Origin of the sequence: Pseudomonas sp. GD04015 (genome assembly GCF_029837675.1) — a bacterium.
Taxonomy (GTDB): Bacteria; Pseudomonadota; Gammaproteobacteria; order Pseudomonadales; family Pseudomonadaceae; genus Aquipseudomonas; species Aquipseudomonas paralcaligenes.
In genome coordinates this window covers 135649-149884 of the sequence record NZ_JAOEEE010000006.1, presented here as the reverse complement: position 1 = coordinate 149884, position 14236 = coordinate 135649, and the positions used below count along the sequence as shown (strand labels likewise).

9 protein-coding genes are annotated in these 14236 nt (G+C 65.9%); all 9 read left to right on the top strand.

The features are described 5' to 3' along the window. Window positions 1-42: 42 nt before the first annotated feature. The 9 genes from N7640_RS07335 to infC all read left to right on the top strand — a co-directional run bounded on the left by N7640_RS07335 (window position 43) and on the right by infC (window position 14190). Entirely contained in the window at window positions 43-8913 is an 8871-nt protein-coding gene (locus N7640_RS07335; RefSeq protein ID WP_279902442.1) for a PLxRFG domain-containing protein, read from the top strand. Window positions 8914-9022: 109 nt separating this feature from the next. Beyond that, window positions 9023-9325: a holin gene (locus N7640_RS07330; RefSeq protein WP_220816205.1), complete on the top strand. Its 303-nt coding sequence runs from the start codon at window positions 9023-9025 to the stop codon at window positions 9323-9325. Window positions 9326-9357: 32 nt separating this feature from the next. Beyond that, complete coding sequence (locus N7640_RS07325; protein WP_279902582.1) at window positions 9358-9864, top strand: lysozyme; 507 nt, start codon at window positions 9358-9360, stop codon at window positions 9862-9864. A gap of 31 nt (window positions 9865-9895) precedes the next feature. After that, window positions 9896-10438 carry a hypothetical protein gene (locus N7640_RS07320; RefSeq protein WP_279902441.1) on the top strand — a complete coding sequence of 181 codons (543 nt, stop codon included), beginning with the start codon at window positions 9896-9898 and terminating at the stop codon, window positions 10436-10438. Then, a complete protein-coding gene (locus tag N7640_RS07315; RefSeq protein WP_279902440.1) occupies window positions 10438-10791 on the top strand; it encodes a hypothetical protein in 354 nt (117 codons plus the stop codon). Before N7640_RS07320 ends, N7640_RS07315 begins: the two co-directional genes overlap by 1 nt. 10 nt (window positions 10792-10801) lie before the next feature. After that, window positions 10802-10942, top strand: coding sequence for a hypothetical protein (locus tag N7640_RS07310; RefSeq protein ID WP_279902439.1), 141 nt, complete (start codon window positions 10802-10804; stop codon window positions 10940-10942). Between the two features lie 55 nt (window positions 10943-10997). After that, window positions 10998-11270: a hypothetical protein gene (locus N7640_RS07305; protein ID WP_279902438.1), complete on the top strand. Its 273-nt coding sequence runs from the start codon at window positions 10998-11000 to the stop codon at window positions 11268-11270. Between the two features lie 446 nt (window positions 11271-11716). Next, window positions 11717-13639, top strand: coding sequence for a threonine--tRNA ligase (gene thrS, locus N7640_RS07300; protein ID WP_279902437.1), 1923 nt, complete (start codon window positions 11717-11719; stop codon window positions 13637-13639). Next, entirely contained in the window at window positions 13639-14190 is a 552-nt protein-coding gene (gene infC / locus N7640_RS07295) for a translation initiation factor IF-3 (RefSeq protein ID WP_220814265.1), read from the top strand. The genes thrS and infC overlap by 1 nt, the downstream gene beginning before the upstream one ends. Window positions 14191-14236 lie beyond the last annotated feature (46 nt).

Genomic DNA, 14236 nt, shown 5'->3' with positions numbered 1-14236 from the left:
GAGAATCCCGCTATTGGCGGGATTTTCTTTTTGGAGGGTGGGATGAGCAAGTTGGCGGACGAGTTCGGTCTTGGCGCGGGCGCGGAGGCTGGCCAGCGTAAGCGATCAAGCCTTGCTGAGGAGTTCGGCCTGGGGGGAGTGAAACCCAGCAAGCCGGGCATCGTTCGATCCGCAGCTGACACTGCAACAGCACTAGCTGGTGGGGCAGTGACTGGAGCGCAGCAACTGGCGAACGTCGCCGGAGCGGATAACCCAATAGCACAGACACTTGGCGACGGAGCCAAAGCGGTGCGCGACTTCGAGTCGCCGGCGCGTCGAGCAGAGCGCGAACAGCGAGCGGCGAAGATCCAGCAGGCTGAAGATTCCGGCAGCATCTGGGAAGAGGTGAAGGCCAATGTCGGGGCGTTTGCCGAGGCTCCCATCGACACTACGGTTGAGGCCGTGGGAACTTCCCTTCCGACTATTGCAGCGGCAGCGCTGACTCGCGGCCGAGCACCTGCTATCACTGGCGGCGCTGTGGGCGCATTGCAGGGGGCTGGGGCGGTCAAGGGCAGTATCTACGACGCTGTGGAGCAGGAATACCTGAAGGCCGGTGTATCTCCAGAGGAGGCCGCCGCCAGAGCCGCCGAAGCCCAGGCGTACAGCGGCGAGAACCTGGCGCAGATTGGTGTTGGGGCCGGGCTAGGCGGAGTGGCGGGTTCCACCGGTGTAGAGAGCGCCGTTGCCCGGCTCATGTCGCGGGAGGCAGGAGCAGCGGCGGCGCAAGGCGTGTTGCGATCCGCTCTGACCGGTGCGGCGAAGGAGGCTCCCTTGGAGGCCGTCCAAGGCGGACAGGAGCGACTGGCATCCAACTTGGCTCTGCAGGGCGAGGGGTTCAACACACCTACCTGGCAGGGTGTTGCCGGTTCGGCAGCTCTTGAGGGCGTCGCCGGCGCCGCTGCAGGCGGCGGATTCGGTGCCGTCGAAGGTGTGGCAGGCCGGAGTGATCAGCAGCTTACCAGCATGGTTGAGCTGGGCGATGAGCCTTCGGTGGCCGGTGACAGTTCCGCATCTGCGCCGCTGGAGGAGTCCGTCAATGAGCCTGCGGCGCCTCCTGTGGTGGATGATGCTGCTGGGGCGGTCCAAGCCCCAGCAGACCGTGCTGTGCCGCCGGCAGTGCTCGAGCAGTTCCGTTTGGAGCGTCCGTTTCCCGCCTCCCGGGCGGAGGCGGTTCCTCTTTCGCAGCAAATGGGGCTTGATCCCAGCGCCGGCCCGATGTCGTCCGCTGCGGCTCTGGCCGTGGATAGTGGTGCTACCGCGCAACTGCAACAGCAGGCTGTCCTGCAGGAGGCCGCGAAGGCCGCAGAGAAGGGCGGCACGGCCAGTGAGCAGGTCAACCAGGAAACCGGCGAGATCACCCAGGCCCAGGGCGACCTGCTGGCGGCCGACCCTGCGACCGAGCTGCAGACGCGCCTGGAGTACGTCCGCCAGCAGGCCCGGGCCGGCGGCTGGGACGCGCGGCTGGTCGCCGAACGCGATCGGCTGGTGGCCGAGCTGGACCAGCTGCTGCCGCAGCAGGCTGCCGCTGACGCAGCCCCGCAGGCTGTCGAGCAACCGGCAGCGCCTGCCGATCTGCAGGCCGGTATCGAACAGGCCCAGGCCAACGCTGCAGCGGTTGAAGCCGCCGCCGGCGACGCCCCCGCTGACATCCGGGCGGTAGTCGCCAAGCAGATCCCGCAGATGACCGACGCAGAGCTGCAACAGGCCATCGACCACTACGGCCCCGACAACAAGCGCACCACCAAGCTCCAGAAGGAGCTGGCGAAGCGCCGCACCCAACCCCATGAGGAGGCGAATGCAGGTGAAGCCCCAGCAGAAGCGCAAACGGAAGAACAGCCTGCACAAGTTGCGCCGGCACCGGAAGCCGCACCGGCCGAAGCTGCGTCTGCAGTAGATGCCGGCGCCCGCTGGGCGGGCATGAGCCAGGCCGAGCGCCAGGCCCTGGCCGAGCAGACCGACATCAGGCCGGTGATCCGCCGGAACCTGCCGCGCGCGCAGTGGGAGAGCATGAACCCCGATGTGCAGCGAAGGCTGGCCGAGCGGATGCAGCAGGCGCCCGGAAAGCCGGCCGCCGAGCAGGGGGCGCCGAGCATCGAGGGGCGGGACCTGGGCGACGGCTGGGCCGAGTTCAGCCAGGAGTCGGGTACCGCCGGCATCCCGCGCGCAGAGATGCCGCAGATCAAGGCAGAGCATCGCGGTGCGATGGTCAATTTCATGAACGCCCGAGGCGTCGCGCACCAGGAAGAGACCGTGCCGGCGGCAAGCCTGAAGCCTGCACAAGCCGAGTTCAGCCGCGAGAAGGTGGCCAAGGCCGCGTCGTTCGAGGGCGGTAGCCGATCCATTCTGGTGTCGAGCGACGGCCATGTGCTGGACGGCCATCACCAGTGGCTGGCGGCCCGTGAGGCTGGCGACGACGTGAAGGTGATCCGCCTGGATGCGCCGATCTGGAAGCTGGTGGACCTGGCGCGCGAGTTCCCCAGTTCAACGGTCGATGAGGTCAGCTCCGAGTCGCAGGCCAGCAACCAGCCAGCGCCAGTTCCAGAGCAGGCCGCGCCCGAGGCGCAAGCGACCGCGCGCCCGGGGCTGCCGTCCTTGGTCTCGGTGGGTCCCTCTGGCTTCGAGCCAACGCCTATCGGCGGCAAGCTGTACCGGGAGATGAGCCCCCAGAATCTCGCTGACGCCCTCCGGATGCACAACCAGGGCGACGTGAGTTCGGCATTCTTCACCGACAACATCGACTTGGCGCTGGGCCAGGGCGATAACCGTGGCGTCATGGTGCAGTACCGCGGCGAGGCGGTGTCTGGCAGCCAGCACCAGAAGCCAGGCATCACCGAGCGCACCGGCCGAGAGTACCGTGCTGACTACGTTGGCGCCGACGCCATCGACCAGGTGCTGCTACCCAGCGGGGCCCGCCTGAGCGTGCTGGCGAAGAACATGCTCGCCCGCCACTTCGACCGCACGGAGCCGGAGGAGGGGCGCATCCTCTACACCCGCAAGGGCGTGGACGTGGGGACGCCGTTGCACCAACTGATGGCCACCGGCATCCAGCAGTCGATCCCGGCCGCGCCTGCACCGCGCGGCGTGCTGGCCAAGAAGGCCGAGGCGGAAGGGGAAGCAACCGAGTTCCCGCTGAAGGCGGCCGCCGCCAGCTACTCGGGCATCTCGCACAGTGGAAGCGACCGCGCCAAGTCCGATGCCCAGGAGTTCCAGACCTACATTGACGTGGCGCGCGATGCAGGCCTGGCCATCGCTCGCACTGACGCCCAGAAGGCTGCTGTCGAGCAGGCCGCCGGCGAGCTACGCGCCGAGTACCTGACACAGTACGGGCGCCTGATGAATGTACGGTCCAGCACGTACAGCGGCTTTGTCGCTGGCCGTTCTCGGCTGAACGCTCGCCAGGCCGACCAGCGCAACAGCGCTTACAACCGCGCGATCGACACCTTCGTGGACTGGCAGAAGGCCAACGAGGACCGCGTGCGCCGTGCGGCGCTCGACGCCCGGACCCCGGAGCAGGTGCAGGCTGACCAGCAGGCTGTCGAGACGGCCCGCCGGGAGAAGGCTGAGCGCAAGGAGGCCAAGGACCGCGCCCTGATGCGCAGCATCCTGTCGTGGAAGAAGGGGGGCGAGCCGGTGGAGATCGCCCTCGGGGCGTTGCTGGCTGGCGTGAACAAGGGCCGGGACGGATACCCCAGCAGCATCAAGCTGCAGCCGGCCGACGGCGCCACGCTGGTTGACGACAAGTTCGACCTGGCCCAGCTGTTCCGCGAGCGCGGCATGAGCGTGCCCCAGTCCAAGCAGCGAGTCCGCGAATTGGTGGATGCAGTCCGCGGGGAGGATGCCGCTGCAAAGCCAGCGCCCAAGACCCAGGAATCTCCGAGCGCCAGCAGCAAGCGCCCCACCAAGAAGGCCAAAAAGCCGCTTGCGGACGAAGCCAGCCCGCCGCAGCCCGGCGAGCAGTCGGCAGTCCAATATTCGTTTGCCGGCCGAAACGCCCAAGGCGCCGACAGGCTGGCACTGGAGACTGCCCGCCAGCGGATTGCCATGGGCGAGGCCGCCGAGGCCGTGCGGCAGGACACCGGATGGCACCGCGGCGCCGACGGTAGATGGCGTTTCGAGATCAGCGACGACCAAGCGAGGATCGCGGTCGCCGGCGCGAACGCCGCCAGCATCATCGCCAACGCCGAGATGAGGGCGCTCGACGATGGCCGCGCCGGCGCCACCGTCGGCGACGTGCTGGACCACCAGCAGCTGTTCGCCGCTTATCCAAGCCTGCGGGACCTCCCGCTCCGCCTGATGCCGGCAGACTCGCCCGCGCTGGCGCGCCTGCAGCGCCGGCCGGTTGGCTTCGCCGTCCAGATGCAGGGTTCAATCCCCCGCGATGAGATGGCTTCTCCGCTGATCCATGAGCTGCAGCACGCTATCCAGAACATCGAGGGCTTCGCGCTCGGCGGCTCGCGCCGGATGTTCGCCAGCGACCTCGACGCGACCGGCGCGGAGACCTACCGCCGCCTGGCCGGCGAAGTCGAGGCGCGCAACGTCCAGATGCGCATGCGCATGACCCCGGGCCTGCGCCAGGCCATCACACCGGAGGCTACGGCCGATGTGCCCAGCGGCGAGGTGCTGGTGACCTTCAACGGCGCGGACCTGATGGGCGCCCCTCAACCGCAGAACATCACCGGCCACCCGCCGATGACGGCGCAGGGGCTGGTTCGGGCATTCGACCTGCAGTTCCCGAAGCTGACCAAGGCGGTGCGCACCATGTTGCAGCGCGGCCAGGAGGGCAAGCGCGGTGGCCTGGTGTTCATCGACAGCCCGGACCCGCTCCGGATCGCCGGGGTGTTCTCGCGCAAGACCGGCACCAGCCTGAACGCATCCGTGCAGCTGTTCGAGGACAAGGGGCGCATCCAAGGCTTCTACGACGCGAAGTCCGGGCTCACCTTCCTTGTGGGCCCGAACCTCGATCCGGTGACCGGGCCGGCCGTGCTGCTGCACGAGATGACTCACGGCCAGCAGCGGGAGAAGATCGATCGGCAGGCCAGCAATATGCTGATGAACCGCGCCAGCGTGAAGAACGCCGACCTGCGCGCGTTCCTTGATCGCGTGGCCGGGCGGATGGTGGACGCCGGCGAGACGGCCAATCCGCGCGAAGCGGCGGCCTACATCGTCGAGCAGGCGGTCATCGAGGGCCGCGAGCAAGGATTCGGCGAGGCCGACAGCCGGTTCCTGGGCTGGGTTGACCAGGCCATCGGCAAGCCGGTGGGCGACTTCCTCCGCACCGTCCTCGCCATGGTGCGCCAGTGGATGCTGCGTCATGGGCTGCCCATCGGGCAGATCACCGTCGGCGACCTGGTGGATTACGCGATGGCAGGTGTTGAGCGGGCAGCCGCTGGAGACGTGCGCGGTGAGGGGGTGTCGCTGAGCCAGGATGACCTGCAGAAGGCCCGTATCCTCCAGGGGCCGCCGGTATCGGTGCTCCGCGGCGATGAAGCGCCGCGGGGCATGGCGGCCGTCCGCGAGTGGGCGACGCAGCTGTTCAAGGAGCAAGGCGGCCTGGCGAACAACCCGGACCTGGGCGCGGTTGTTCTGGATGGTCGCGCGGTACGGGATTCGCTTGGCCATGGCAGGCCGAACCCCTACAAGTACGCCGCGTTCGCCGCCGTCAAGGAGGTGCTGGAGCGCGGCGCACTGGTTCACCAGGCGAGCTACAAGGGCGGGGAGAGTTTCTACGTGTCGGCGCCGGTGGTCATCGACGGGATGGACGACATTGTGACCGTCCTGGTGCGGCGCGAACCGAGTATGCAGCGCATGTATCTGCATTCGGTGGCCACGAAGGGTTATCTCCTGAGCCGGCGAGGTTCCGGGGCAGATGCCGATGCGGCAGAGCAACGTACCGGCTCATCCGGCTCAGAAGATGTAGCCAGTGTACTCCAGCGCCTGCTCACTGCAACTCTGGACAGCGACCCAGGCGACGGACCGCAGTTCAGCCGCTCCGGCCTGCGGGAGATCGCCGGCAAGGCCACGCTGGAACTGAACCGCACCTTCACGGCGCCGGGGAAGCTCAGTTGGTGGCACAAGACCATCGGCACCATGTACAACCTGGCCGAGCGCTCGCCGTTCTTCAAGCCGGTGTTCGAGTCGGCGCAGGGCTTCATTGACGACGTGAGCCACTACGCCGCCGACGCCGCCGAGCACGCACCCAAGCTGCTGCCGAAGCTGGAGACCTGGCGCGACATCGCGAAATCGCCGGTCAGCGCCGCCGACAACAAGGCCGTGGCCAAGCCGGTGTTCGAGGGCACGCTGATGTGGGCCCGTGATGTTGACGGCCAGCCGGTGCGCGTGGAGTCGCTGGCTGAACGTGCGGCGAAGCTCACCGCCGACCAGAAGGCGGAGATCCTGCTGGCGACGGGCAAGATTCCGCCGGGCATGTTGAACGCCTGGCGAGCGCTCTCGCCCGAGCAGTTCGGGAAGATGGTGGACAGCCGCTACGAGGCGCAGATGCTGAAAGCGGGCATCGTGTGGACCGACGCCGAGCTGCGCAGCATCTTCAAGCTCACCGATCAGCAGGTGGAGCTGTACCGGGAATTCCGGGCCGCCACCGACCGCAGCCTGGACACCATGGCCCGTGCGGACATGCTGCGGTTCGTCGGCGATGATGCGAAGGAACTGCGTGACGAGGTGATGGACGCGCCGGACGTGCACGCCGCGACCCGAGTCCTGCGCGACCACCTGGCACGGCGCGCGGATGAGTGGCCAGACCGCGCCACCCACCTGCTTGACCTGGCGCACGGCGTCACCGAGCGCGCCGAGCGAGTGACCCAGCTGCAGACCGAGGGCTACGCGCCGCTGTCGCGCTTCGGCAAGTACACCGTCGATGTCGTGGGCCAGGATGGCGAGCGCCAGTATTTCAGCCTGTTCGAATCGAAGCGCGAAGCGAACCTGATGGCCGAGCAGATGAAGGGCGTTTTCCCCGGCGCCAACATCAGCCAGGGCACGCTTTCCGAGGAAGCCTACAAGATGTTCGCCGGCATCACGCCGGAGACCCTGGAGCTATTCGGCAACGCGCTGGGCTTCGACTCCCAGGGCGATAGCGCTCAGGACCAGGCTTTCCAGGAATACCTGCGCCTGACCAAGACCAACCGCAGCGCCATGCGCCGGTTGATCCACCGGAAGGGCATCGCCGGCTACAGCGATGACGTGGGCCGCGTCCTGGCGTCGTTCGTCTACTCGAACGCGCGCCAGACCGCCGCCGGCCTGCACCTCGGCGACCTGGCCGAAGCCGTCGACGCCATTCCGCAGCAGCAGGGCGAGTTGAAGGACGCCGCGGTGCGGCTGGCCGAGTACATCCGGAACCCGCAAGAGGAAGCCCAGGCGGTGCGCGGCCTGCTGTTCGCGCAGTATCTGGGGGGCTCGGTAGCCTCGGCGTTTGTGAACATGACGCAGCCGGTGGCCGTGTCTTTCCCATGGCTCAGCCAGTACGGCGGCGCCGGCAAGGCCGCAGCAGCCCTCGGCCGCGCCGCAAAGCACATGAGCACCAAGGGCTACCAGTACGAGGCGGACCTGGCGAAGGCGCTGAAGTTCGCCGAGGACGACGGCGTGGTCAGCCCGCAGGAAGTCCACCAGCTGATGGCCCAGGCACGCGGCAGCGGCTCGCTGCGCGCCGGCGACGGTACCCGCGCCGGCGAGGCCAGGGCGATGGCTTCCAACGCGGTGTCGCGTCTGTCCGTGGCCTGGGGCAAGCTGTTCGGCGCCGCCGAACAGGTCAACCGCCGAGTGACCTTCATCGCCGCCTACCGGCTGGCGAAGGACCAGGGCATGCGAGACCCGGCAGCATTCGCCCGCCGGGCCGTGACCGAAACGCAGTTCGTCTACTCCAAGGCGTCGAAGATGCAGTGGGGCCGCGGCGCGGTCGGCGGCACGCTGATGACGTTCAAGACCTATTCCGTCGCCTACCTGGAGCTGATGCACCGGCTGTGGAACCAGGGCGAGCCCGGATCGCAGGAGCGCAAGGACGGCCGCAAGGCGGCGATGCTGATGATTGCCACGCTGATGCTCATGAGCGGGGTGGGTGGCCTCCCGTTCGGCGAGGACGCCGAGGACCTGATCGACGGCGCCGCCCAGCTGATGGGCTACAACTTCTCCGCCCAGAAGGCGATGCAGCAGTTCCTCGAGGAGGTGTTTGGCCAGGGGCTGGCCGGCTTCATCGAGAAGGGCATTACCGGCCTTCCCGGGATGCCGCTTGACGTGTCCGGTCGTCTGGGGATGGGCAACCTCATCCCGGGTACCGGGCTGTTGCAGGAGCGAACCGACCATACCCGCGATGTGCTGGAGATCGCCGGCCCAGCGGGGGATATGGCCAGCCGGTTCGTGTCCGGCGGCCGGAAGATCCTCGGCGGCGACATCGGCTCCGGTCTGCTGGAGATGTCGCCTACGGCAGTGCGCAACGCGGCCAAGGGCGTGGACATGGCGGCGACCGGCATGTACCGCGACACCAAGGGCTACAAGGTGCTGGAGACCAGCCACCTCGAAGCTGCGATGAAGGCCATCGGCTTCCAGCCCGCCAGTGTCGCCCAGGTGCAGGAGGCCAACTGGCTGAACCAGCGCGCCAAGGCCTTCTACAGCCTGCGCGCCCAGGAGATTCGCGCCCAGTGGGCGGCCGGCATCTTCGAGCGCGACCAGGCGAAGGTTGCCGCTGCGCGCCAGCAGATCGCCGACTGGAACGCCAGGAACCCCGACCAGCCGATGATCATCCGCGTTCCAGACATCATGCGGCGGGTGCGCGAGATGTCGAAGTCCAAGGACCAGCGGATCGCCGATACCGCGCCGCGGGCCATGCGAGCGGCGATGCGGGAGGAGTTGGCGCGTTCCAGGGAGTGAGTGGTGGCCAGCGGCCCCCCTGTAGGGTTTGGCCGCTCGCCGCTGCTGGCGAAGACTTCCCGTCCATGTACCGGGGCATTCCGCTCCGGCCTTGGATTGGAAGTTTTCCATGGCAGGCAAGACAGAAATAGCGGCAGAGGCCGCCCTGGCCGCAACGGCGACCAAGGTGACGCAGGGCGGAGCGGTGGCTGGCCTGCTCGGCCTGCTCACTCAGGTCAATTGGATCGGCGCAGGCGGGGTGCTGGTCGCCCTGGCCGGGTTCTTGGCGAATCTGTACTTCCAGAGCCAGCGAGCCAAGGCGGAGCGCTCCGAGCGAGAGGCCCGCGAGGCGCGAGAACAAGCGCGTGAACGCCGGGAGCAAGCCGAGCATGAGGCCCGCATGCGAGTCATCCATGAGCGGTGTGAGCTGTGAGTCGGGCGAAGGCGGTAAGCGTCGTCGCCGGCATGATCGCGACTGGCGCCCTGGCTCTGTTCAGCCCCCAGCTGCAGGACTTCCTCGGCCGCTGGGAGGGCGAGGGCCAGAACGTCGCATACCCGGACAAGCTGGCCGGTGGCCTGCCGACCGTATGCAAGGGTATCACCAAGCACACCAGCCCCTACCCGGTGGTCGTCGGCGACTACTGGTCCGACGCCCGCTGCGAGGAAGTGGAGCGCCTGGTGGTCAGCAAGGGCCAGCTGAAGCTCGCCGACTGCCTGCACCGGCCGATCAGCCAGAACACCTTCGATGCCCTGTCGAGCCATGCCCACAACTTCGGCGTGCCCAGTACATGCGCGAGCCGCGCTGTCGGGCTGATCAACGCCGGCAGGCTGGCCGAGGGCTGCAAGGCATTGGCCTGGGCTCAGGACGGCAAGACACCCGTGTGGGCTTACGTCACCAACGCTACCGGCAAGGTCTTCGTCCCAGGTCTTCACAACCGCCGCCGCGCTGAAGCAGAACTGTGCGCGCGCTGAGCTACCCCGTAACCACCCAGGAGAGTTCCACATGAGCGACATCAAGCCTACCGTCGGCCGAGTGCTGCACTTCCACCCGTCCCGCGAACTCGCTGCCGGCCGCGGCATGGTCCTGCTGTGCCAGGGCGACCCGATGGATGCCCACCTGGTGTATGTGCATCGGTCCGGCCTAGTCAATCTCGCCGTGTTCGATCACGCGGGTAACCAGCACGCCATCACCGACGTGAAGCTGCTGCAGGATGCCGATCAGGCGCCGCTCAATGAGCAGGGCCAACTGATCGAGAGCTACGCCGCTTGGATGCCGTACCAGAAGGGCCAGGCCGAGAAGACGGAAGCGCTGGAGCGCCAGGTCTCCGGATGCGCCAACAGCTTCAAGCCTGGCAGCGAGTGCCGCCACGGTCATGCGGGGGCGGCGAGCGGAACCGTCATTTCGGAGCGCGTGCGCGAAATCTGCCATGCCATCGAGCGCTGCGGCGCCTCGCCTGAGCTTACCCACGCGGTAACGCTCGCCTCGGACCTGCTGAGCGACCTGCAGCGCGTTGCGGTCGGTGGCCAAGGCCAGGTCGGCGCCTGATGCAGGTCGACCTGCTGCGCGCCCTGGTGCTGGTCGGCCTGGCCGCACTCTGCAGCGCCTTCGGTTGGCAGATGCACGCCTGGAAGGTGGGCTACGACGAGGCCGCGCAGCTGAGGGCGGATCAGGCGGGCGAGAAGTTGGCGCGCGAGCTGGTCGCCCAGGTCGCCGAGCAGACTGTCCAGGCAATCGCCGGCATCCGCGTGACCAACACCACCATCTACCAGCGCACTCGCCAGGAGATCGTCCGTGAGCCGATGGACCCTAATTGCCGCATGCCTGCTAGCTGGATGCGGAACGTCAACGACGCACGCGCCGGCCGAGTACGACCAGAGCCTGATGGAGCAGTGCCCTGAGCCGCAACAGGTGCCGGTCGCAGACGACGGTACCGCCGACCCTGCCGAGCTGACCCTGGCGGACGTGGCCATGGCAGGCCTGTACCTCGAATGCCAGCGCCGGCATGCCGGCCTGGTCGAGGCGATCAGGAGGGCCGCCACCACCCAGTAGCAGCACCGCACGTCTACACCGGTAGAATGCCCCGTTTCGCAAAGAGGGGTGGCGCATGCTGGTGATCAGGTTGAAACAGGGCTGGACGCTGAAGCTCGAGCGCAAGCTCGGTGATGCGGGCGGCTGGGGGCTGTGGGAGTTTCATCGCTCCGAGAGCACGTATCACACAGGCGGCGCGAGCACGGCATACCGCCTGGCGCGCATCCGACCAGCAGAGCCCAGGGACGGCCAAGAGGTTGAAGTCGTGCTGCTGAACACCCCGAACGCGCCAGAGGAGATGTGGATCGAGGTGGGCGCTGGCATCGCAAGCGAGGAGGCTGACCGCTGATTTTCGAGGGGGAGGGGTGCCCAGAACGGGCGAGGAGGGGGAAAGGGCGGGAGTTCTATTGGGAAAATAGAGCGCTAACTTATTGATTCTTTTATGGTAGAGTGCACGCTTTCACGCTAGGCCGAACGGATAGAATTTCGTTTGGTATCAGTGGCTTAGGTCTCTGTTGCGGCCACTTTGACATGGTGGGGGTCGTTGGTTCGAGTCCAATTGTGCCTACCAAATCCGAAAGGGGTCGTTCATACGACCCCTTTTTTATTGGCTGCTTGCCAGGACCCAGGCTTTCTGGAAGCATCCGCGATTCCGTTTACCTCCAGTGACTGCGGTCTGTTCCGGTTGCCGCAAGGCTCCTGCCATCGTCTGGCAGGCATGCCGCCGGATCGCTTCCTGGCTCATCCCAACCCACGTGACCTTTGGTAGGGGTCACCACTAGGAGAGGAGGCGCCATGCCCATCATTACTCTTCCCGACGGCAGTCAGCGTTCGTTCGATCATCCCGTTTCCGTGCTCGAGGTGGCCCAGTCCATCGGCGCGGGCCTGGCCAAGGCCACCCTGGCCGGCAAGGTCGACGGCCGGCAGGTGGACGCCTGCGACCTGATCGAGAACGACGCGACCCTGCAGATCATCACGCCGAAGGACGAAGAGGGGCTGGAAATCATCCGCCACTCCTGCGCCCACCTGGTCGGTCACGCGGTCAAGCAGCTCTATCCGAACGCCAGGATGGTGATCGGCCCGGTGATCGAGGAAGGCTTCTACTACGACATCGCCATCGACCGCCCCTTCACTCCGGAAGATCTGGCAGCCATCGAGAAGCGCATGGCCGAGCTGATCGACAAGGACTACGACGTCATCAAGAAGATGACGCCGCGCGCCGAGGTCATCGAGGTATTCAAGTCCCGTGGCGAGGAATACAAGCTGCGCCTGATCGACGACATGCCGAATGAGCAGGCGATGGGGCTGTACTACCACGAGGAATACGTGGACATGTGCCGCGGCCCGCACGTGCCCAACACTCGCTTCCTCAAGTCGTTCAAGCTGACCAAGATTTCCGGCGCCTACTGGCGTGGCGACTCGAAGAACGAGCAGCTGCAACGTATCTACGGCACCGCTTGGGCGGACAAGAAGCAGCTGGCGGCCTACATCCAGCGCATCGAGGAGGCCGAGAAGCGTGACCATCGCCGCATCGGCAAGCAGCTGGACCTGTTCCACCTGCAGGAAGAGGCGCCGGGCATGGTGTTCTGGCACCCGGGCGGCTGGACCGTCTATCAGGTGCTGGAGCAGTACATGCGCCAGGTGCAGCGTGAGAACGGCTACGTCGAGGTGCGCACGCCGCAGGTGGTCGACCGCATCCTGTGGGAGCGCTCCGGGCATTGGTCGAACTACGCCGAGAACATGTTCACCACCAACTCGGAAAACCGTGATTACGCGGTGAAGCCGATGAACTGCCCGTGCCACGTGCAGATATTCAACCAGGGCCTGAAGTCCTACCGTGACCTGCCGTTGCGCATGGCCGAGTTCGGTGCCTGCCACCGCAACGAGCCGTCCGGCGCGCTGCACGGCATCATGCGCGTGCGTGGCTTCACCCAGGACGACGCGCACATCTTCTGCACCGAAGATCAGGTGAAGAAAGAGGCGGCCGATTTCATCAAGCTGACCCTGCAGGTGTATTCGGACTTCGGCTTCTCCGATATCTCTATGAAGCTGTCCACTCGTCCGGCCAAGCGCGTGGGTTCCGACGAGCTGTGGGATCGCGCCGAGGGCGCCCTGGCCGATGCGCTGAACGAATCCGGCCTGGAGTGGGAATACCAGCCTGGCGAAGGTGCCTTCTACGGTCCGAAGATCGAATTCACCCTCAAGGACTGCCTGGGGCGTAACTGGCAGTGCGGCACTCTGCAGTACGATCCGAACCTGCCGGAACGTCTGGATGCCAGCTATATCGCCGAAGATAACAACCGCAAACGCCCGGTGATGTTGCACCGCGCGATTCTCGGCTCCTTCGAGCGCTTCATCGGCATGCTGATCGAGCACTACGCGGGCGCCTTCCCGTCCTGGCTGGCTCCGGTGCAGGCAGTGGTGATGAACATCACCGACAAGCAGGCCGATTTCGCCTTGGAAGTCGAGAAAACCCTCAACCAAAGCGGATTCCGTGCCAAGTCGGACTTGAGAAACGAAAAAATCGGCTTTAAAATCCGCGAGCATACTTTGCTCAAGGTTCCCTATCTGCTGGTTATTGGCGACAGGGAAGTTGAGACACGATCCGTTGCTGTGCGTACCCGCGAAGGTGTCGACCTGGGCTCCATGCCTCTGGAACAGTTCGCCGAACAGCTCAAGCAAGCGGTTTCCCGGCGTGGTCGCCAAGATTCGGAGTAATCACTATTAAGCGTGAAATGAGACAGGACAAGCGGGCCGTCCCGAAGGCACCGATCAACGAGAACATCACTGCGCGTGAAGTCCGCCTGATTGGCGCGGATGGCGAGCAAATTGGCATTGTTTCGATTGATGAGGCACTGCGTGTGGCTGAAGAAGCCAAGCTGGATCTGGTAGAGATTTCAGCTGACGCCGTCCCGCCAGTTTGCCGGATCATGGACTACGGCAAGCACCTGTTCGAGAAGAAGAAGCAAGCTGCTATCGCGAAGAAGAACCAGCACCAGCAGCAGATCAAAGAAATCAAGTTTCGTCCAGGGACGGAAGAAGGGGATTACCAGGTAAAACTACGCAACCTGGTACGTTTCCTTAATGAAGGGGACAAGGCCAAGGTATCCTTGCGGTTCCGTGGTCGTGAGATGGCCCACCAGGAGCTGGGCATGGAGCTGTTGAAGCGGGTCGAAGCCGACCTCGCCGAAATCGGCACCGTGGAGCAGCATCCCAAGCTGGAAGGACGCCAGCTGATGATGGTCATCGCTCCCAAGAAGCGTAAATAACCTCCCGGGCACTGGCAGGCCTGATGGTTATCAGTTGTTAATGAAT